The sequence below is a fragment of the Aurantiacibacter gangjinensis genome (genome assembly GCF_001886695.1).
GTDB classification, from domain to species: domain Bacteria; phylum Pseudomonadota; class Alphaproteobacteria; order Sphingomonadales; family Sphingomonadaceae; genus Alteraurantiacibacter; species Alteraurantiacibacter gangjinensis.
The window spans coordinates 2,362,788-2,382,813 of the sequence record NZ_CP018097.1; the positions used below are offsets into that span (position 1 = coordinate 2,362,788).

17 protein-coding genes are annotated in these 20,026 nt (G+C 62.3%); 13 read left to right on the forward strand and 4 right to left on the reverse strand.

The features are described 5' to 3' along the window. Positions 1-88 precede the first annotated feature (88 nt). The 4 genes from metH to BMF35_RS11555 all read left to right on the forward strand — a co-directional run bounded on the left by metH (position 89) and on the right by BMF35_RS11555 (position 6,574). Positions 89-2,719: a methionine synthase gene (metH, locus tag BMF35_RS11540; protein ID WP_071961217.1), complete on the forward strand. Its 2,631-nt coding sequence runs from the start codon at positions 89-91 to the stop codon at positions 2,717-2,719. Between the two features lie 108 nt (positions 2,720-2,827). Further along, entirely contained in the window at positions 2,828-4,465 is a 1,638-nt protein-coding gene (locus BMF35_RS11545; RefSeq protein WP_047006058.1) for a tetratricopeptide repeat protein, read from the forward strand. 95 nt (positions 4,466-4,560) lie between these two features. Then, positions 4,561-6,141, forward strand: a complete 1,581-nt coding sequence (locus tag BMF35_RS11550) for a cryptochrome/photolyase family protein (protein ID WP_047006059.1) — start codon at positions 4,561-4,563, stop codon at positions 6,139-6,141. 76 nt (positions 6,142-6,217) lie between these two features. After that, the gene (locus BMF35_RS11555) at positions 6,218-6,574 is read left to right on the forward strand and encodes a hypothetical protein (protein ID WP_047006060.1); all 357 of its coding nucleotides are present in this window, start codon (positions 6,218-6,220) and stop codon (positions 6,572-6,574) included. Here the strand turns inward: BMF35_RS11555 and BMF35_RS11560 are convergent. Beyond that, positions 6,524-7,312 (reverse strand): hypothetical protein, encoded by a 789-nt coding sequence (locus BMF35_RS11560; RefSeq protein ID WP_052765932.1) that lies wholly within the window; start codon positions 7,310-7,312, stop codon positions 6,524-6,526. The genes BMF35_RS11555 and BMF35_RS11560 overlap by 51 nt on opposite strands. Before the next feature lie 115 nt (positions 7,313-7,427). Here BMF35_RS11560 and BMF35_RS11565 point away from each other — a divergent pair, with 115 nt between their 5' ends. Continuing rightward, positions 7,428-8,804 (forward strand): NAD-dependent succinate-semialdehyde dehydrogenase, encoded by a 1,377-nt coding sequence (locus BMF35_RS11565; protein ID WP_047006557.1) that lies wholly within the window; start codon positions 7,428-7,430, stop codon positions 8,802-8,804. On the opposite strand, the gene BMF35_RS13970 is transcribed toward BMF35_RS11565, so the two are convergent. Next, entirely contained in the window at positions 8,805-9,317 is a 513-nt protein-coding gene (locus tag BMF35_RS13970) for a methylated-DNA--[protein]-cysteine S-methyltransferase (protein WP_052765933.1), read from the reverse strand. A gap of 97 nt (positions 9,318-9,414) precedes the next feature. Here BMF35_RS13970 and BMF35_RS11575 point away from each other — a divergent pair, with 97 nt between their 5' ends. The 7 genes from BMF35_RS11575 (at position 9,415) to BMF35_RS11605 (ending at position 17,134) form a co-directional block, all read left to right on the forward strand. After that, positions 9,415-10,986 carry a S1C family serine protease gene (locus BMF35_RS11575; protein ID WP_047006061.1) on the forward strand — a complete coding sequence of 524 codons (1,572 nt, stop codon included), beginning with the start codon at positions 9,415-9,417 and terminating at the stop codon, positions 10,984-10,986. 548 nt (positions 10,987-11,534) lie between these two features. Next, on the forward strand, positions 11,535-12,092 hold the full coding sequence (locus BMF35_RS11580) for a F0F1 ATP synthase subunit delta (RefSeq protein ID WP_047006062.1): 558 nt from the start codon (positions 11,535-11,537) through the stop codon (positions 12,090-12,092). 28 nt (positions 12,093-12,120) lie between these two features. Continuing rightward, complete coding sequence (gene atpA / locus BMF35_RS11585) at positions 12,121-13,650, forward strand: F0F1 ATP synthase subunit alpha (protein ID WP_047006063.1); 1,530 nt, start codon at positions 12,121-12,123, stop codon at positions 13,648-13,650. Between the two features lie 155 nt (positions 13,651-13,805). After that, the gene (locus BMF35_RS11590; RefSeq protein WP_047006064.1) at positions 13,806-14,675 is read left to right on the forward strand and encodes a F0F1 ATP synthase subunit gamma; all 870 of its coding nucleotides are present in this window, start codon (positions 13,806-13,808) and stop codon (positions 14,673-14,675) included. 21 nt (positions 14,676-14,696) lie between these two features. Beyond that, entirely contained in the window at positions 14,697-16,154 is a 1,458-nt protein-coding gene (atpD, locus tag BMF35_RS11595; protein WP_047006065.1) for a F0F1 ATP synthase subunit beta, read from the forward strand. 145 nt (positions 16,155-16,299) lie between these two features. Then, positions 16,300-16,557: an ATP synthase F1 subunit epsilon gene (locus tag BMF35_RS11600; RefSeq protein WP_047006066.1), complete on the forward strand. Its 258-nt coding sequence runs from the start codon at positions 16,300-16,302 to the stop codon at positions 16,555-16,557. A 7-nt stretch (positions 16,558-16,564) separates the two neighbouring features. Next, positions 16,565-17,134, forward strand: coding sequence for a class I SAM-dependent methyltransferase (locus BMF35_RS11605; RefSeq protein WP_206539543.1), 570 nt, complete (start codon positions 16,565-16,567; stop codon positions 17,132-17,134). A 163-nt stretch (positions 17,135-17,297) separates the two neighbouring features. Here the strand turns inward: BMF35_RS11605 and BMF35_RS11610 are convergent, their stop codons facing one another. Beyond that, entirely contained in the window at positions 17,298-17,582 is a 285-nt protein-coding gene (locus BMF35_RS11610; protein ID WP_047006067.1) for an HNH endonuclease, read from the reverse strand. Positions 17,583-17,638: 56 nt separating this feature from the next. Here BMF35_RS11610 and BMF35_RS11615 point away from each other — a divergent pair, with 56 nt between their 5' ends. Further along, entirely contained in the window at positions 17,639-19,102 is a 1,464-nt protein-coding gene (locus tag BMF35_RS11615; RefSeq protein ID WP_047006068.1) for an ArnT family glycosyltransferase, read from the forward strand. On the opposite strand, the gene BMF35_RS11620 is transcribed toward BMF35_RS11615, so the two are convergent. Beyond that, entirely contained in the window at positions 19,099-20,004 is a 906-nt protein-coding gene (locus tag BMF35_RS11620) for a DMT family transporter (protein ID WP_047006069.1), read from the reverse strand. The two genes, BMF35_RS11615 and BMF35_RS11620, sit on opposite strands and share 4 nt — an antisense overlap. Positions 20,005-20,026 lie beyond the last annotated feature (22 nt).

Consider the following 20,026-nt stretch of genomic DNA (forward strand, 5'->3'; position numbering starts at 1 on the left):
CGGAGTCGTAGATGTTGCTCTGCAACAATGCTGGGATCGCCATCATCATCGTCCGACCGAACTGGACCAGATCCCAGCCTTCGCTGGGATGACGGAAATCGAAATGACCAATCTCTCCACCGCCCGCTTCGTCAATATCGGCGAGCGCACCAATGTTACCGGCTCCGCCCGGTTCAAGAAGCTCATCATGGCGGATGACTATGCTACTGCCGTGGAGGTCGCGCGCCAGCAGGTCGAGAACGGCGCGCAGGTCATCGATGTAAACATGGATGAAGGCCTGCTCGACGCCGAAAAGGCAATGACGACCTTCCTCAAGCTGATCGCTGCCGAGCCCGATATCGCCCGCGTTCCGGTGATGATCGACAGCTCCAAATTCTCGGTCATCGAGGCGGGGCTGAAATGCGTTTCCGGCAAGCCCATCGTCAACTCCATCAGCATGAAGGAAGGCGAGGAGCAATTTCTCGAGCAGGCGCGCATTTGCCGGGATTATGGCGCTGCTGTCGTGGTGATGGCTTTCGACGAAGAAGGCCAGGCCGACACGAAGGATCGCAAGGTCGAAATCTGCACGCGCGCCTATAACTTGCTGGTGGAAAACGGATTCCCGCCCGAAGACATCATCTTCGATCCCAACATTTTTGCCGTCGCCACCGGTATTGCCGAGCATGATCGCTACGGACTCGATTTTCTGGAAGCGGTGCGCGAAATCAAGGCGGCTTGCCCGCACGCTTTGACAAGCGGCGGCCTTTCCAATCTTTCCTTCAGCTTCCGCGGCAATGAGCCGGTGCGCCGGGCGATGCACTCGATCTTCCTTTACCACGCCATCCCGGCGGGCCTGGACATGGCCATCGTCAATGCCGGGCAGCTGGATGTGTACGATACGATCGACCCGAAGCTGCGCGAGGCGTGCGAGGATGTGATCCTGATGCGCCGCGAGGACGCGACGGAGCGGCTGGTCGAGCTGGCGGAGAGCTATCGCGGGCAGACCAAGCAGGACGAAAAGGCAGCGCAGGAATGGCGCTCGCTCGAAGTTACCAAGCGGCTGGAATATGCGCTGGTCCGCGGGATCGACGCGCATATCGTCGAGGACACCGAAGAGGCGCGCCAGGCCGCACACCGCCCGATCGAGGTCATCGAAGGCCCGCTGATGGACGGTATGAACGTGGTCGGCGACCTGTTCGGCAGCGGCAAGATGTTCCTGCCGCAAGTCGTGAAATCCGCGCGCGTGATGAAAAAGGCCGTCGCCCATCTCATCCCATTCATCGAGGCGGAGAAGGACAAACTCGCCCCCGAAGAACGCAAGGCCAAGGGCAAGATCGTGATGGCGACCGTGAAGGGCGACGTGCACGACATCGGCAAGAACATCGTGGGCGTAGTGCTGCAGTGCAACGGCTATGACGTGGTCGACTTGGGCGTGATGGTGCCGTGGTCCAAGATCCTGGAAACCGCGCGTACCGAAAAGGCCGACATCATCGGCCTCAGCGGTCTCATCACTCCGTCGCTGGACGAGATGGTGACCGTCGCCGAAGAGATGCAGAATGCCGGGATGGACCTGCCGCTGCTGATCGGCGGGGCGACCACTTCGAAGGTTCACACCGCGCTGAAGATCGATCCGAAGTTCGATGGCCCGGTTATCCACGTGCTCGATGCCAGCCGCGCGGTCGGCGTTGCCAGCCGCCTGCTGTCGGACGCGCAAAAGGACGAGTTCGTCGGCGAGACGGCGGGCGAATACGAAAAGGTCCGCTTGGCACGTGAAGGCAAGACGCCCAGCGTGCTCCTCAGCCTGGAAGAAGCGCGCGCCAATTTCTACGACGCCTTCCTCTCCGACAAGCCCGCCCCTCCTGCGCAGCCCGGCCTGCATGTGTTCGACGATTGGGACTTGGCAGACCTCCGCCAATATATCGACTGGACGCCCTTCTTCCGCGCATGGGAGCTGCACGGCACCTATCCGTGCATCCTCGACGACGAAGTGGTAGGCGAAACCGCCCAGCAGCTATTCGCCGATGCCAATGCCATGCTCGACAGGATCGTTGCCGAGAAATGGCTGACCGCGCGCGGCGTCGCCGGCTTCTGGCCTTGCGTGCGCGATGGCGACGATGTGACGATCTACCGCGCCGATGGCGAGGAGCGGGCCGTGCTGCCCTTCCTGCGCCAGCAGGTCCGCAAATCCCGCGACCGGGCGAATATGTGCCTTGCCGACTTCATCGACCCTGCAGGCGACTGGATCGGCGGGTTTGCCGTGGGCATTCACGGCATCGAGCCGCATTCCAAGCGCTTCCAAGAGGATAAGGACGATTATTCCGACATCCTGCTGAAGGCGCTGGCCGACCGCTTCGCCGAAGCCTTTGCCGAGCGGCTGCATCACCACACGCGCACCGAATTGTGGGGATACGCGCCCGGCGAGAAGCTGACGAACGAGGCGCTTATCAAGGAAGCGTACCAAGGCATCCGCCCGGCGCCCGGCTACCCGGCCTGTCCGGACCATTCGCTCAAGCCCATCCTCTTCGACCTGCTGGATGCGGAAAAGAATGTCGGCCTGTCGCTCACCGAAAGTTTTGCCATGTGGCCGACCGCTGCCGTGAGCGGCTTCTATTTCGGCCATCCGGAAAGCCAGTATTTCGGCGTCGCGCGCATCGGTCGCGATCAATTGGAGGATTACGCTACGCGCCGCAACGTGGACCTGGAGACAGCCGAACGCTGGCTGCGCCCCAATCTCGATTGAGCGGTGGCCACGGGTCGGTCATCGCCCTGCCCCGAAAATGTCACTTTCTAAGGTATTGCATCTTGCTTCCTGCGAAATAAGGTGAGCGCAGGACTGGAGAATTTACCTATGAGTCGCATCATTTCCGCCGCGCTTGCGGCATCCGCCATGCTTTTGCCGCAGATGGCATCCGCCAACGATTGGTACCGCGCCGAAAGCGAACATTTCATCCTCTATTCGGAAGACTCCGAGGAAGACACGCGCGAATTCGTGCAAGACCTTGAGCGTCTGAATGAGGTTCTCGCACTATTCACAAGCGTAAACGTAGCGGCTGCCGATTTGCCGCCGTCCAGCAAACTCACCGTGTTCCGTTTCGGGGAACAGACCGATATGTCAGTTCTTGCAGCCGGCAATCGAAATACCGGTGTCGGCGGTTTCTTTATTCCGCGCGTGACCGGTTCCGTCGCATTCGTGCCGCGCCAGCGCAATCGCAACCGCAGCCGCAGCCGGGCGCGCGATATGGATGACGCGATGCAGCTCGACCCGCGCGGCGTGCTGCACCACGAATATGTGCACTATTTCATGTGGCAGCATGCGGACGCGCCGTACCCGCTCTGGTATAGTGAGGGCTTTGCCGAGCTGTTCGGCAACCTTGAATTCAATGACGATCACTTCGTCATCGGCGAAGTGCCGACCGCGCGCAGCGCCTCGCTAGCTACCGTGCCGATCGACATTCCCGCAACCTTTGACCCGCCTCCGGGCCGCGATCGCTATTATGTCGCGCGCACCTATGCCCATGGCTGGCTGATCGCAAGCCATCTCAACCTCAATGAAGAGCGGCGCGGCCAGATGGGCGCGTATATGGCAGCCATTGCCAACGGCGCGACCCGCATGGAAGCCGCGGAACAGGCCTTCGGCGATCTCGATGTTTTGGAGGCAGAACTGGAGGAGTTCCGCCGCGGGCGCGCGCGCATTCTACGAGTGCCGTATGCGGTAAATGCCGATCCCGCCGTGGAAATTCGTCAGCTGACCGAGGACGAAGAAGCGCGCATGGAGCTGATGATCACGTCGAAGCGCGGCGTGGACGAAGACGACGCAGAGCGCCTCGTGATTGACGCACGCCGCCTGGTCGAGCGTTACCCACAAAGCGTGCCCGTCCTGCTGGCTGCCACCGAAGCAGAGTTCGACGGCCGCAATTACGATGAGGCTGAGGCCCTTGCCGATCGCATTTTGGAGATCGAGCCCGACCATATCGAAGCCGCCATCTATCGCGGTCGCACGGCCTTGCGGCGCTCATTCGAAAATCCGGAGCAGATTGCCGTCGCACGCCAGCGGTTTGCAGCGGCAAACAGGATGGAGAACGATCACGCTTTTCCGCTCTACGGCTATTACCTTACCTACCTGTTCGACGATGAAGCCGGCGTGCCCGATGCCGCCAAGATGGCATTGGAAGGCGCCTTCGGTTACGCCGCTTACGACCGCGGCGTGCGCCAAGCGCTAGTTCACATGCTGCTGACGGAAGGTCGCCTCCCAGAAGCCCGCATCGTAGGCGCTCAGTGGACCGATGGCCAAGGCGAGTTCCAGTGCGTCGTGCGGGCGATGTTCGACGAATTCGAGACCGGCGACCGCGAGGCGCTGCTGGAAGAATTCAAGCCCGACCATCCCGGCGAGTATCTGGACGAAGCTGCGCGCGAAGCGCAGACTGAAGAATTCGAGGCCCAGGTAGAGGCTTACGGCTGCACGGACGGCGGCTCGGCCGACACGTAAACCACGCAACTTCATACGCCTATGATTCGGGCGGCGCGCGGAGCCCATCTTTCACCGGATAGGAACTGCACGCCGCCCGCATCTGTTTGGTGGCCATGAGTGACGACAATACCGGGCCCATCCTCGTTCCCATCCTCGGCGACCAGCTGACCCGCAATCTCGCTTCCATCAGGGGGCGCACCAAGGATGATACCGTCATCCTGATGATGGAGGTGTGGGACGAGGCGACCTACGTCAAACATCACAAGCAAAAGATCGCGCTAATCTTTTCGGCCATGCGCCACTTCGCAGCCGAGCTGGAGGATGCCGGCTGGCAGGTCGATTACGTGAAGCTGACGGACGAGGATAATGCCGGCAGCTTTACAGGCGAAGTCGCGCGCGCCGTGGAGCGCCACGATCCGCGCGCCATCCACGTTGTCGAGGCGGGCGAATGGCGCGTGCAGCAGGCTATCGAGGAATGGCCCGACAAGTTCGACTGCGAAGTCGAGATCCTGCCCGACGACCGCTACATGTGCTCGCTCGCCGATTTCAACGAATGGGCGGAGGACCGCAAGACGCTGCGCATGGAGACGTTCTACCGCGAGATGCGCAAGCGCACCGGCATATTGATGACCGGCAAGGACGGCGAAAAGCCAGTCGGCGGCGAATGGAATTACGACGAACAGAACCGGGCCAGTCCCAAGGACGAGATGGACCCGCCTCAGCGCCCGCTATTCGAGCCTGACGATATCACGCAGGAATGCATCGATCTGGTCGAAGACAAGTTCGGCGACCATTTCGGCAGCCTCGAAAATTTCGGCTGGCCGGTCACGCGCGACGAAGCCGAAAAGGCCGCCGATGCCTTCTTCGCCGAGCGGATCGAGAAGTTCGGCAAATACCAGGATGCCATGGTGCATGGGGAGGACGACATGTTCCACTCCATGCTCTCCACCAGCATCAATCTCGGCCTGCTGGACCCGCGCGAACTGTGCGAGCGCGCGCAGAAAAGCTACGAAGACGATAAAGCGCCGATCAATTCGGTCGAGGGCTTCATCCGCCAGATCCTCGGTTGGCGCGAATATATCCGTGGCTTCTACTGGCGCTTCATGCCCGACCTCGAAAGCAACAATGCGCTCAATGCCCAGCGCGGCTTGCCGGATTTCTACTGGACGGGCGACACGGATATGCGCTGCATTGCAGACAGCATCCGCTCCACGCGAGAGAACGCCCATGCTCACCACATCCAGCGGTTGATGGTGCTGGGCAATTTTTGCCTGCTGGCCGGCATCAATCCGCGCGAGGTTCAGGATTGGTATCTGGTGGTGTACGCCGATGCCTATCAGTGGGTGGAACTGCCCAATGTGGCGGCGATGATCCTTTACGCCGATGGCGGCAAGCTGGCCTCCAAGCCCTATTCCGCCAGCGGCAATTACATCAACAAGATGAGCAATTACTGCGGCGACTGCAAATACTCGGTCAGCAAGAAGGTGGAGGAGGACGCGTGCCCCTTCAATTCGCTCTACTGGTATTTCATGGATCGCCACCGCGACCGATTCGAAAGCAATGGCCGGATCGGGCGCGTCTATTCGACATGGGACCGGATGGATAAAGACAAGCGCCAGGCCTATCTGGACCGGGCGGAAAGCTTTCTCGATACGCTGGAACCTGCGAAGAAAGGATATGCGCGGGCGGAGTAAAGCGCCCGCGCCCCTTCCAATTTGGCGTAGCCGCACCACCTACTCTTCGGGACGTAGTTAGAGGGGCATTACCGCCATGAATCCGGCTCTCATCATTGGCATCGCCATCGGCATCGGCTTTACCGTCGCCTTCTGCGCGGTGCCCGTCGTCATAGCATGGGTGCGGCATAGCCCGGATCTAAAGACGATCGCGAAACTCTCACCGCTTACGATCCTTTCCTTCGCCCTGTGGTTCGCTCTCATCGTCTGGGGCTGGTCAGGCAAGCGCGACGATGACAGCGTGATCTCGCGCTATATCGACAAGGTGCAGGAGAAGAACCTCATCCCGTGGATCGTCGGCGGCTTGGTGGTACTCGGGCTCGCGACAAGCGCCCTGTTCTTTCTAAACCCTGAGCTCTCTGCGGCGTTTGCGCCCGCCCCACAGGGCGAGTAGAATCAGCCCGATGCCGACAAGGGCAGCGATGGCGATGGGTAGCGAATAGTCGTCCGTCACCAGCCTGTCATAGGCGAGGAAGCCCAGTCCCCATATCGCTGTCGCGGCGTAAAAGGGATTGCCCGCCGATCGCCACAAGTTCCAGCAAACCCAGCCCAGCGAAGCGGCCAGCAAAGCGAGCGCCGTCAATTCGACTGTCAGCAGGCCAAGCTCATTCGTGAAAATGCGCTCCCAATTGATGAACACGGCCACGGATGTCCAACCCGCGAACAGCCCGATGGCGGCGCTGCACAATCGCTCCGGCCAGTTTGCGCGCACAGCCTTCCATGAAAAGCGCGCCATGGCGACGCAGATGGCGATAACATAGGGCGTAAAGATCAGCGCCGTGGTCCAGCTGCGCCACTGATCGGGAGAGAGGCTTTCGGCAATCGACCAGCAGCACGATAGCGCCATGGCAAGCGCCCACCACCAGCCGGTGCGACGATGCACATCCATCGTGCGACGCGAAGGCAGCGCCTGGACCAGCGCGGCGGCCAGCGTGCCGAGAAAGATCAGGCCCCAAATCGAAAAGGCCGCTTCGAACGGGACGAGCAATTGCATCTCGCCGGGACTGTTCTCGCCCACCTCGCGCCCGAAGCCGAGCACTTGCGGCAGGAAGTTCGACAGCGGATAGGCGATCGCCAGCGTGAGGACGGCAGATTGGCGGACGTAGTCTCGCGTGGTGGCTCTCTGGGTCATGCATGGTGCAATCCGCGCCGCGCCGCCCTGTTCCGCGGCGGAACGCAATGGCAGCGTCGCTCATTGGAAAGGCAAGCCCGCCAAACGGCGGAAATTACATCAAAAGGGCCTTCCCATGAGCATCACCACCGTCAATCCCGCCACCGGCGAAGACATCGAAACGTACGAAACGCTGTCGCAGGACGATGCCTGCGCAAAGGTGGATGCCTGCCACAAGGCGCACAGCGAATGGAAGCTGCGCAGCCTCGAGGACCGCGCCAGCGTGATCCGCGATCTCGGCCAGGGCCTGCGCGACAACAAGGAAGAGCTGGCCCAGCTGATGACGCGCGAGGTCGGCAAGCTCATCAAGGATAGTCGCGACGAGGTCGAGCTGTGCGCTGCCATTTGCGATTACACCGCCGAGAACGGGCCGAGCGAACTGGCCGACCAGCAGCGTGAACCCGATAATGCCGGGCGAGGCATCGTCACCTTCTCGCCCATCGGCGTGGTCTACGGCATCCAGCCGTGGAACTTCCCGGCCTACCAGGTGATCCGCTATGCCATCGCCAGCCTGATGGTGGGCAATGGGGTGCTGCTGAAACATGCCAGCATCTGCACCGGCTCCGGCCTGATGATAGAGCGCATTTTCCGCGATGCGGGCCTGCCGGAAGACCTCTTTACCGTGCTGGTCATCGACCACGATACGTCGGATGCCATTATCGCGCATGACAAGGTGCGCGGCGTGACGCTGACCGGGTCGGATGGCGCGGGCAAGCACGTCGCCGAAAAAGCCGGCAAGCTGCTGAAGAAGACCGTGCTGGAGCTTGGCAGCAACGATGCCTACCTCGTGCTGGAAGACGCCGACATCGACACCGCCGTGGAAGTGTGCGCGCAGGCGCGGCTCTACAATAACGGCCAGACCTGCATCAACGGCAAGCGCTTCGTCGTGACCGACGCCGTTTATGACGAATTCGTCGAGAAGTATGTCGAGAGGTTCAAATCCATCAAGACGGGCGATCCGACCGCCGAGGATACCGATATGGGCCCCATGTCGAACGCCGACCTTCGCGACGACCTGCAAGAGCAGGTGGACAAGTCCGTATCCGGAGGCGCGAAAATCGCTTGCGGCGGCGCTATTCCGGATGGGGCCGGTGCTTTTTATCCCGCCACGGTGCTGACCGATGTCGCTCCCGGCCAGCCCGCTTATGACGACGAGCTTTTCGGCCCCGTCGCTTCCGTCATCCGCGCCAAGGACGATGAAGACGCGATGCGCATTGCCAACGATAGCCGCTACGGCCTTGGCGGCGGCATCCTGTGCAAGGATGAACAGCGCGCGATCGAGCTGGCGTCGAAGCATTTCGATACCGGAATGGTCTTCATCAACGTCTACGGCGTGGCAGACCCGCACATGCCCTTCGGCGGGGTGAAGGATTCAGGCTACGGGCGCGAGCATGGCGGCTTCGGCATCAAGGAATTCGCCAACGCGAAATCGATTTTCGTCGGTCCGAACTGATCACAGGAGCGTGGGAGCGACGTCGAGCGCGCCCTCGCGCCGCAGCAATTCGCGCTTGATGTCGGGCCCATAGGCGTAGCCGCCGATGGAGCCATCGGCTTGCAGAACGCGGTGGCAGGGGATGAGCACCGCGATCTTGTTGGCCCCGTTGGCGCTACCGACCGCGCGGCTAGCCCCCGGCGCGCCCAGCGCCGCGGCCAGTTCGCCATAGCTTCGCGTTTCGCCTATCGGAATGCGGCGCAATTCGGCCCAGACGCGCTTCTGGAAATCGGTACCCTCGATATCGAGCGGAACGTCATCGCCCGCACCCGGATGGTCGACGGCATTGGCCACCAGATCGAACAGGGCTGCGACACCGCTTCCACCACGGACCAGCTCTGCCTCGGGGAAATGAGCGCACAATTGCGCTTCATCCAAGCCAAAGCGCACGCTGCACACGCCCTTGTCGCTCGCCGCGACGAGGATCGGGCCAAGCGCCGTGTTGCGGACGCCGAAGTGAATGGTCTTGGTCATACCTCACTGCCCTAGCAGCAATTCACAGCCATGTATCCGCCGCCATAAGCGTGGCGGTGCTTGCCCTCATAGCCCGAGACGATAGAGATGGCCGCCTATGCATCGCCTGATCGCCGCCCTCGCCTGCCTGCTTGCCGCCTTCGCCGCCGCCCCGCCCGCCATGGCCGATTCTGCCGATATCGAGGCGGCAGCGCGCGGCGTGGTGCGGGTGGTTATCATAGGGCGCGACGGGGACGAGATTTTCCCCATTTCGCACGGCACCGGCTTTGCCGTTGGCGGCAACCGGATCGTAACCAATGCCCATGTGGTGGAGGAAGCGCGACAGGACGACCGGCTGAGCATCGGCGTGGTGCCTGCCGAAGGATCGGAAGCGGTCTATGCCCGCCTCGTATCGGTCAGCCCGCGCAACGACCTCGCGATCATCGAGCTGACCGAGCCGCTAAGCCTGCCGCCGCTCACCATTTCCGGCAATCCGCAGGAGAACGGCGCGGTGACCGCCATCGGCTACCCGATGAACGTCGACCGTGCGCAGGGGCTGGGCTCGTCGGACATTTTTCGCGCGCAACCGCCTGTGACTTCCACCGGCTTCCTCTCCGGCAGGCGCCCCAGCCGCGATTTCGACACCATCCTGCACACCGCCTCCATCGCGCGCGGCAATTCGGGCGGGCCGCTGGTGGATGAATGCGGGCGGGTGCTGGGCGTCAATTCCTTCGGTACGGAAAGCACCGGGTCGGATGCGGAGTTCTTCTTCGCCGTCAGTACGCGCGAACTGCTGCCTTTCCTGCGCGCCAACGGCATCAATCCGCGCCTCAACTCGCTCGCCTGCCGCAGCCTGGCAGAGCTGGAGGAAGAGGAAATCGCGCGCGCCGAAATGCAGGCCCGCGCCGAAAGCGAGCGCGCCGAGCGCGAGGCAGAGGCGCTGGCCCAGCGCACGGCTGAAATCCGGCAGCAGGAAACCTTCCGCGTGATCGAAGCGCGCAGCAACGGCATGGCGCTCGCTTTGCTGCTGTTCGTCGTCGCGCTGGCGGCAGGCGCTCTGGCGACGTACGGCCACATACAGCAAAATATGCGGATGCGCGCGATTGCGGGCGTGGTGGCAGGCGTCGCGCTGATTGGCGCGATCGTCGCATGGGTCAGCCGCCCGGCTTTCGCCGAAATCGACGACCGCGTGGAGAAAGCCCTGCGCGAGGATGACGATGCCGATGGCCCCAGCGGCACAATCACCGCGCCTGTCGCAGATAATGGCGGCACTTTCCAATGCGTGCTCGATACCGATCGCAGCCGCGTTACCGGCGCGCCCGAAACCGACATTTCCATCGAATGGTCCGATGCCGGCTGCGTCAACGGGCGCACCCAATATGGCCGCACGGGAGGACGCTGGACGCGCGTTTTCGTGCCGGCCAACGAGGCTGCGGTGTCGGTCAATCGCTTCGATCCCGATGCTGGAGAATTCGTCATGGAGCGCTATTTGCTCGACATGGCCGCCATGCGCGATGCCCGCACCGCACGCGGCAGCTACGAAGCGCCCAGCTGCGGCGCGAGCGAAGACGCCGCGCGCGAACTGGGCGGCAACCAGGCCGCCATCATGACCGACTTGCCCCAGCGCCCGAACGAACGACTGGTCTACCGCTGCTCGCGCGGTGTGAGCGAGGCGGAGGCCGGCGAATGACATTTGGTCGGGGAAAACGCCATCTCGACCTTGAGAACGGATAGCGAACGGCTATTATCAGCTGGTCCTCACATGAGGGGATGTAAGGAGGCTTGCATTGCAAGGTTTTCTGAAGTTCCCGACTTTGTCGCAGGTGTTGCAGCATCTGGTGGCTTAGCCAATTCGGGGACGACTAATGAGTGACTGCAAAACCCGCAGAGCTAAGCGCCAAATGTGGTTTTCCTTAGCCCACTGCGATCAGATGGAAGCTGCAAATGAAATCTGACGAAATGGAGCACGCCAGGCGCTGCTCCGAGTAGATATGCAGGGAGGTCGCGGCTAGGCGATCAAATTGGACAGCCCCGCCTATGGCGGCTTCCCGTCTGACTGGTTCGACAATGGCGACCTCCAGCTCTCTTGTCAGATCATGGTCGCATGCGGGCCGGACTCGGGTTGCATGAATCAAGACCCGGTGCTAGGCGCGCGCCAGCTTTGAAAGGCTGCCCGATGGCGGCTGGAAACAGGGCATCCGTTTTTTCCGTCTCTCGGACCCAAGAGGACCATCTCGCGTGGAACTTTCCGCCGGTATTCAGGCAAGCCTGGCAGGGCGTTACGCCTCCGCCCTTTTCGACCTCGCCAGTGAGGCAGGCACCGTCACCGCTGTCGAGAACGATCTCGATACGCTCGACGCCGCGCTTCGCGAATCGAGCGATCTGTCCGCCGTCATCACCAATCCGGAAATCAGCCGCAGCCAGCTGGCCGCGATCATGTCCGGTGTGGCAGAGCATCTCGGCCTTTCCGAGCTGACGCGGAATTTCCTCGGCGTGCTGGCGGAAAACCGCCGCGTGTCGAAACTGCCCGGCATCATCCGCGCCTTTGCAACCATCGCCGCCGCCCAGCGCGGAGAGGTGCAAGCAGAGGTCGCTTCCGCCCACGCCCTCACCGATGCCCAGCTGGCAGAGCTGGAAAGCAAGCTGCGCGCCCGCGAAGGCCGCACGGTGAAGCTGAAATCCCGCGTGGACCCCGACCTGCTCGGCGGTCTCGTCGTCACCATCGGATCGAAGCGTATCGACAGCTCGATCCGCACCCGTCTCAACTCCCTCGCCCAGGCCATGAAGAGCGCCTGAGTAGCCACACACAAGAAGGCTTATTGCAATGGACATTCGCGCCGCAGAAATCTCCAAGGTCATCAAGGACCAGATCGCCAATTTCGGTACCGAAGCCGAAGTCAGCGAAGTCGGCTCCGTGCTTTCCGTGGGTGACGGGATCGCCCGTATCCACGGCCTCGACAAGGTGCAGGCCGGTGAAATGGTCAGCTTCGCCAATGGCGTGGAAGGCATGGCGCTGAACCTCGAAGCCGACAATGTCGGCGTCGTGATCTTCGGCTCCGATACTAACATCAAGGAAGGCGACACCGTCAAGCGTACGGGCACTATCGTGGATGTGCCGGTCGGCAAGGGCCTGCTGGGCCGCGTGGTCGATGCGCTGGGCAACCCGATCGACGGCAAGGGCCCGCTGACGGATGTGACCAAGGCGCGCGTCGAATCCAAGGCGCCTGGCATCATCCCGCGTGAATCGGTCAGCGAGCCGGTGCAGTCGGGCCTCAAGGCCATCGACGCCCTCGTTCCCGTCGGCCGCGGACAGCGCGAACTGATCATTGGCGACCGCCAGACCGGCAAGTCCGCCGTCGCGATCGATACCTTCATCAACCAGAAGGGCATCAATGCCGGCGACGATGAGAGCAAGAAGCTCTACTGCATCTATGTCGCCGTGGGCCAAAAGCGCTCCACCGTCGCGCAAATCGTGAAGAGCCTCGAGGAAAACGGCGCAATGGAATATTCCATCGTCGTGGCCGCCACCGCTTCGGAGCCTGCTCCGCTGCAGTACCTGGCACCCTATACCGGCGCTGCCATGGGCGAGTTTTTCCGCGACAATGGCATGCACGCCGTGATCGTGTATGACGACCTTTCCAAGCAGGCCGTGGCCTATCGCCAGATGTCGCTGCTGCTGCGTCGCCCGCCGGGCCGCGAAGCCTATCCGGGTGACGTGTTCTACCTGCACAGCCGCCTGCTGGAACGTGCTGCCAAGATGAACAAGTCTGAAGGCGGCGGCTCGCTGACCGCCCTGCCGATCATCGAAACGCAGGCCGGTGACGTGTCGGCCTATATCCCGACCAACGTGATCTCGATCACCGACGGCCAGATCTTCCTCGAGACGGACCTGTTCTATCAGGGCATCCGCCCCGCCATTAACGTGGGTCTGTCGGTCAGCCGTGTGGGCGGTGCCGCCCAGACCAAGGCGATGAAAAAGGTCGCAGGCTCGATCAAGCTGGACCTCGCGCAGTACCGCGAAATGGCGGCCTTCGCGCAGTTCGGCTCGGATCTCGACGCCTCGACACAGCGCCTGCTCAACCGCGGTGCGCGCCTGACCGAGCTGCTGAAGCAGCCGCAGTTCTCGCCCATGCCGGTGGAAGAGCAGGTCGTGTCGATTTTTGCAGGCACCAATGGCTATATCGACGATGTCGCCGTGGACCGCGTGACCGAATACGAAGCCGCCATGCTCAGCTACATGCGTAACGAGCATGCCGACGTACTGGCGACCATCCGCGACACCGGCAAGTTCGAAGACGATACCAAGGCATCGGTGGTGAGCGCGCTCGACACCTTCGCCAAGCAGTTCGCCTAAAATAGAGAGGAAGACCGCCTAGCCGCAATCGTCACCCTGAACTCGTTTCAGGGTCCATTTATCAGCCAAGTGCCGAAATCCGAGGATAAGGCACCAAGCTCGCCGATGGATGCAGAACCAATTCAGCATGACGGGAAAAGGATAGAACAGGAAGTATGGCAAGCCTCAAGGAACTCAAAGACCGGATCAAAAGCGTCAAGTCGACGCAGAAGATCACCAAGGCGAAGCAGATGGTCGCCGCGGCAAAGCTGCGCAAGGCGCAAGCCGCCGCCGAAAGCGCGCGTCCCTATGCGGAGCGTCTGGCATCGGTGATGAGCTCGCTCGCCAGCAAGGTGAGCGGCGACAGCGCCCCGCTGCTGCTGCGCGGCACGGGATCGGACAAGAAGCACCTGCTGGTCGTCGTCAACACCGACAAGGGCCTGTGCGGCGGTCTCAATTCCAACATCGTCAAGGAAGCCAAGGCGCAGGCGCGAAAGCTGCTGGCCGAAGGCAAGGATGTGACCTTCTACCTGGTCGGCAAGAAGGGCCGTGCGCCTATCAAGCGCGACTATGAAGACCGTATCAAAGACCATTTCGATACGAGCGCGGTGAAGAATATCGGTTTCGAAGAGGCCGAAGCCATCGCGGACGAGCTGGTCGGCAAGTTCGAGGCGGGCGAATTCGATGTCGCGCACCTCGTCTACCCGATCTTCAAGAGCGCGCTGGCGCAGGACCCGACCACGGTGCAGCTGCTGCCCGTCCCCCCTCCCAAAAAGGCGGAGGCATCGGACGCTGCCGTCGAGTATGAGCCGGACGAGGAGGAAATCCTCGAAGATCTGCTGCCGCGCTATGTGAAGACGCAGCTGTTCGGCGCGCTGCTGGAACGCGAGGCATCCGAACAGGGCGCCTCGATGACCGCCATGGACAACGCCACGCGCAATGCGGGCGAGCTGATCGACAAGCTGACCATCCAGTACAACCGCAGCCGTCAGGCCGCGATCACCACCGAACTCATTGAAATTATTGCCGGCGCGGAAGCGCTGTAAGTTCAGACCAAGGACCGAAAAATGGCTACCGCACCTGCACTCAACCAGACCACCAATGGCACCATCAGCCAGGTCATCGGCGCTGTCGTCGACGTCGCCTTCGACGGCGAACTGCCGGCTATTCTCACCGCGCTGGAGACTAAGAACGGCGACAACACGCTGGTTCTCGAAGTGGCGCAGCACCTGGGCGAAAGCACGGTGCGCACCATCGCCATGGATGGCACGGACGGCCTCGTCCGCGGACAGGAAGTCATCAACACCGGCGCACAGATCAGCGTGCCCGTCGGCCCCAAGACGCTGGGGCGCATCATGAATGTCGTCGGCGAAGCCATTGACGAGCGCGGCCCCATCGGCAGCGACATGACCGCACCGATCCACGCCGAGGCTCCGGAATTCGTCGACCAGTCGACCGAAGCCGACATCCTGGTGACGGGCATTAAGGTGATCGACCTGCTCGCACCTTACGCCAAGGGCGGCAAGATCGGCCTGTTCGGCGGCGCCGGCGTTGGCAAGACCGTGCTCATTCAGGAGCTCATCAACAACATCGCCAAGGGTCATGGCGGCGTGTCCGTCTTCGCCGGTGTGGGTGAGCGTACCCGCGAAGGCAACGACCTTTACCACGAGTTCCTCGACGCAGGCGTTATCGCCAAGAACGAAGCGGGCGAAGCCATCTCCGAAGGTTCCAAGGTTGCCCTCGTCTTCGGCCAGATGAACGAGCCTCCGGGCGCGCGTGCCCGCGTGGCGCTCTCCGGCCTGACCATGGCGGAATATTTCCGCGACCAGGAAGGCCAGGACGTGCTGTTCTTCGTGGACAACATTTTCCGCTTCACGCAGGCCGGTTCGGAAGTGTCCGCACTACTGGGCCGTATCCCCTCGGCTGTGGGCTACCAGCCCACCCTCTCGACCGACATGGGCAACCTCCAGGAACGCATCACCTCCACCACCAAGGGTTCGATTACCTCGGTGCAGGCCATCTACGTGCCTGCCGACGACTTGACCGACCCTGCGCCTGCAACCTCGTTTGCTCACCTTGACGCGACGACCACGCTGAACCGCGCCATCTCCGAGCTGGGCATCTACCCCGCCGTGGACCCGCTGGACTCGACCAGCCGCGTCCTCGAGCCGCGCGTCGTGGGCCAGGAGCACTACGAAACCGCGCGTAAGGTTCAGGAAACGCTGCAGAAGTACAAGTCGCTGCAGGACATCATCGCCATTCTGGGCATGGACGAGCTTTCCGAAGAGGACAAGCTGACCGTGGCCCGTGCGCGCAAGATCCAGAAGTTCCTCTCCCAGCCCTTCCACGTGGCCGAGGTGTTCACCAACATCCCGGGCAAGTTCGTGCAGCTCGAAGACACCGTTGCCTCGTTCAAGGCTGTGGTGGACGGTGAATACGATCACCTGCCCGAAGCAGCCTTCTACATGGTCGGCGGCATCGAAGATGCGAAGGCCAAGGCCCAGAAGATGGCCGAAGACGCCTAAGTACAACCCTCCCCTCCTTTTCAAAGGAGGGGGTCAGGGGGTGGTTCTGCCAAATGGTACCACCCCGCTGCGACCAGGCCTTGCTGCGCAACGCCAAGTCTCACTGCCCCTCCTCCGAAGAGGAGGGGGTTAGGAAAACGGAAAAATGGCACTCCACTTCGAACTCGTAACACCGTCCAAGCTCGTCCGTTCGGAAGACGTCCACATGGTGGTCGTGCCCGGCAGCGAGGGTGAATTCGGCGTGCTGGAAGGCCATGCGCCTTTCATGTCGACCATCCGTGATGGCGCGGTGCAGGTCTACAAGACCGAAGGCGGCGAGCCCGAGACGATCGAAGTGCGCGGCGGCTTTGCCGAAGTGGGCGATAAGGGCCTCACCGTCCTTGCCGAGCACGTCGAGAGCTGATCCACCTGTGGCCGCGCGCGCTTTCATGGCCGCGCTGGCCTACCTTTCGCTGGCATCCTGCGTCGATTCCAGTCAGGACATCCACTACATTCCCACCCCGCCCGCCGTGGTGGACGAGATGCTGCGGCTTGCGGAAATTCAGCCGGACGATGTCGTCTACGACCTAGGCTCGGGCGATGGACGCATCGTGATTGCCGCCGCGCGCGATTACGGCGTGCGCGGCGTCGGCATCGAAATCGACACGGATTTGATAGAGCGCGCCCGCGAAAACGCCCGTGCTGCCGGTGTCGATCACCTCGTCGAATTTCGGCAGGAAGACCTGTTCAGCACCAATCTCGCCGAGGCCGATGTGCTGGCCATCTATCTCGGCACCACGCTCAACATGCGGCTGCGCCCCCGCATCATGGAGCAGATGGAACCGGGAAGCCGCGTGGTCAGCCACGCCTTCAGCATGGGCGGCTGGATTCCCGATGTCGAAAAGACGGTCGAGAACCGCGACGTCTACAAATGGACAGTGCCGGAAACCTTCTTCGACGGCGTGCCGACCGAATTTTCCGGATCGGGCGAGCCCGAGTAAGACTGTCCTACACAGCCCGATCCTGCGAAGGGCCAGAGAGGTCCGGCAGCAGGTGGAAGGCGAAAATGTTCTGGCAAAGTGTCAACTTCGCAAAACGGCCCTCAAGTCTTTCATATCATCTGGGAAATTGGCGAAATATAGCGCTTCGAGGGTGTCAATTGTGTCAACTTCGCCGCCGCCGCGTAGGTGCGTGGAAATCGGGCGGCTTGTCTGCGATCCAGCGCAGGAATTTCGCGATATCTTCCTTTTCGAGAAGAGGCGTCCGCTCGCCATCCATGCGCGCAAGCTCGGCATTGGTAACGTGCGCGTGGATCGTCTTGTGACAAATCGGATGGACCGGCACCGTCTCCCGGCCCTTCTTGGCTTTTGGCACGACATGATGCCATTGCACGCGCCGCCCCAGCGGCCTTCCGCACAGCCAGCACACGTCTTCATTCGCCTCGCTCATAAGTGCTTGTTAACCATGTTGCGCGATGGCGTGCCAGACGGGAGTGCGATTTCGCGATGACGACCGAGAACCAGGCTGGCAGCGACACATGGCGCAGCACCGCGCCGTGCTTTGCCGTGCTTGCGCTGCTGGTGCTGGCGACGCGCGGCATCTGGTTCGGCAATCCCGTCGCCGATTATGACGAGCAGCTTTACAGTTTCATCGGCTGGCGCGTGACCCATGGCGAGCTGCCCTTCGTCGACTGGTGGGATCGCAAGCCCTTCGGCCTTTTCGCCATTTACGCAGTGATCCACGGCATTTTCAGCCCCTCCGCCCTTGCCTACCAGCTCGTCGCAGCTGCAATCACGTTCGGCAGCGCGCTGATGACTTACCTCTTGGCGCGCCGTCTGGCCAGGCGAGTATCGGCGACCATCGCTGCGTCGCTGATGGTCATGCTGCTGGCCGCCTATGCGAGCTATTCCGGGCAGAGCGAGGTGTTCTTCACACCGCTTATGCTGGGCATGGCCTTGCTGTTGGTCGATCCGGATCACCCGCAATTCACCCGCCGCGCTCTATTGGCGATGCTGCTGGGCGGATTGGCCTTGCAGGTAAAATACACCGTCATCATGCAATGTGCCTTCTTCGGCGCATGGGCGCTATGGGCGGAATACCGTCGCGGCCGGAGCGTGCTGCAGTTGGCCGGACTTGCCGCTGCCTTCGCCGCACTCGGCCTGCTGCCGACCGTGCTCGTCGGCCTGTTCTACGCCGCCATCGGCCATTTCGAGGTGTTCTGGTTCGCCAATTTCGCGAGCTTCTTCGAGCGCGCCGCCGCGCCGCAGGGGCGCTGGAGCGACAGCCACTGGATCGGTGTCGCTCCGGTCGCCGTGCTGGGGCTTGGCGGACTGTTCGCAGCATTCCGTATGGCGCGGCCATCGCCGTTCGTCGCTTGGCTGTTCTTCGCCGGATGGAGCGCGAGCGCGCTGGCGACCGTGCTCCTGCCCGGCACCGTCTACCTTTATTATTATGCCGCCATGGCCGCGCCCGTCGCGCTGATGGCCGTGCCGCTATTCGACACGAACGGGCCTGCGAAAGCGTGGCCGGGACTGGTGCTGGGCGCGATCCTGCTGGGCTTACTCGGCCTGCCGCAACGCTATGTGCAGTCGCGGGATGACGCGCTTTCCGCAAGGCTATTGGCAGAGCGGCTCGACCCGCATGTCGGACCTGCCGACTGCCTGTGGATCTGGGACGGCCCGACCACGCTCTATCGCCTGACGAATAGCTGCGTGCCGACCCGCTTCGTCTATCCCGACCATCTCAACAATCGCCTGGAAACCGGCGCGCTGGGCGTGGACCAGGTGGCAGAGGTGGAGCGGGTGCTGGCGACCAAGCCGGGTGCCATCGTGGTAGCGGATCAGGGCGTGACGCTTCGCAATTCCGAAGCGACAGAGCTTGTGCAACGCGCGCTGCAGGCCGACTACGAGCGGGCGGTGACCATGAATTTGAATGGACGCGACATCACCGGCTGGGTGCGGCGCGATTAATGCTCTGCGCTGTCGATCATGCGCACCCGCCCTTGCCACCACAGCCACAGGCCGGATCCGATGATGATCGCCGCGCCGAATATCGTCTCGCGATCCGGCACTTCGCTGAAGAAGATGTAGCCGAGCACGCTTGCCATGATCATCTGGCCGTAGGTCATCGGCGCGATGGTGCCCGCGCCCGCCGACTCCGTCGCTTTGTAGATCAGCCAATGCGCCGCGCTGGCGGTGCAAGCGACAATCAGGCAGCGCACCACAACATCGGCAGACGGGGGCGAGAGTTGCAGGCTTTCCGCGCCGCTGAGATGGCCGATCAGCGTGAAGGCCAGCAGGGTAATCGCGCCGAAAATCGCAACATAGGCCTGCATTGCAAGCGCACTGCCCTGCCCGCGCACCGCGCGGTTGGCGGTCATCAGCACGGACATGCCGACCGCCGCGCCCAGCGGCAGCAGCGCCGCCCAGCCGATAGCCGCGAAATTGGGCCGCAGGATGATGAGCACCCCGATAAACGCGATGACGCTCGCCGCGATGGTGGAGGCGCGCAGCCGCTCTTTGAGGAACACGCTGGCCAGCAAGGCGGTAATCATGGGCTGGGTGAAGATGATCGCAATCGCCTCGGTCAGTGGCATCAGCCAGACGCCGGCGAAAAAGCAGACGGTGGCAAAGCCGACCGATGCGCCGCGCAGCCATTGGAAGCGAAGGTCCGGTATCCGCTCCAGCGGCTTTGCGCCCTCTTGCAGCAACAGCAGCGCCGTCAGCCCCAGCGCGCCTATCGTGTAGCGCAGGCTGGCAACGGCCGTGGGCGGCCAGGCACCGTCCACACCCTTGATGATCGCATCGCCCACGGTCAGCAGGCAGAAGCCAGCCAGCGCAAAAAGCAGGCCTGCCCGGTCCGATTGCTGCATGATGTGGGTAGGCTCCGATGGC

Excerpts from the sequence above, each read along its gene's own strand:
- BMF35_RS11545 (WP_047006058.1), top strand. The coding sequence starts at position 2,828 with ATGAGTCGCATCATTTCCGCCGCGCTTGCGGCATCCGCCATGCTTTTG.
- BMF35_RS13970 (WP_052765933.1), bottom strand. The coding sequence starts at position 9,317 with ATGACCAAGACCATTCACTTCGGCGTCCGCAACACGGCGCTTGGCCCG.
- BMF35_RS11615 (WP_047006068.1), top strand. The coding sequence starts at position 17,639 with ATGACGACCGAGAACCAGGCTGGCAGCGACACATGGCGCAGCACCGCG.
- BMF35_RS11620 (WP_047006069.1), bottom strand. The coding sequence starts at position 20,004 with ATGCAGCAATCGGACCGGGCAGGCCTGCTTTTTGCGCTGGCTGGCTTC.
- metH (WP_071961217.1), top strand. The coding sequence starts at position 89 with ATGACGGAAATCGAAATGACCAATCTCTCCACCGCCCGCTTCGTCAAT.
- BMF35_RS11575 (WP_047006061.1), top strand. The coding sequence starts at position 9,415 with ATGCATCGCCTGATCGCCGCCCTCGCCTGCCTGCTTGCCGCCTTCGCC.
- BMF35_RS11610 (WP_047006067.1), bottom strand. The coding sequence starts at position 17,582 with ATGAGCGAGGCGAATGAAGACGTGTGCTGGCTGTGCGGAAGGCCGCTG.
- BMF35_RS11590 (WP_047006064.1), top strand. The coding sequence starts at position 13,806 with ATGGCAAGCCTCAAGGAACTCAAAGACCGGATCAAAAGCGTCAAGTCG.
- atpA (WP_047006063.1), top strand. The coding sequence starts at position 12,121 with ATGGACATTCGCGCCGCAGAAATCTCCAAGGTCATCAAGGACCAGATC.
- atpD (WP_047006065.1), top strand. The coding sequence starts at position 14,697 with ATGGCTACCGCACCTGCACTCAACCAGACCACCAATGGCACCATCAGC.
- BMF35_RS11565 (WP_047006557.1), top strand. The coding sequence starts at position 7,428 with ATGAGCATCACCACCGTCAATCCCGCCACCGGCGAAGACATCGAAACG.
- BMF35_RS11550 (WP_047006059.1), top strand. The coding sequence starts at position 4,561 with ATGAGTGACGACAATACCGGGCCCATCCTCGTTCCCATCCTCGGCGAC.
- BMF35_RS11555 (WP_047006060.1), top strand. The coding sequence starts at position 6,218 with ATGAATCCGGCTCTCATCATTGGCATCGCCATCGGCATCGGCTTTACC.
- BMF35_RS11600 (WP_047006066.1), top strand. The coding sequence starts at position 16,300 with ATGGCACTCCACTTCGAACTCGTAACACCGTCCAAGCTCGTCCGTTCG.
- BMF35_RS11560 (WP_052765932.1), bottom strand. The coding sequence starts at position 7,312 with ATGACCCAGAGAGCCACCACGCGAGACTACGTCCGCCAATCTGCCGTC.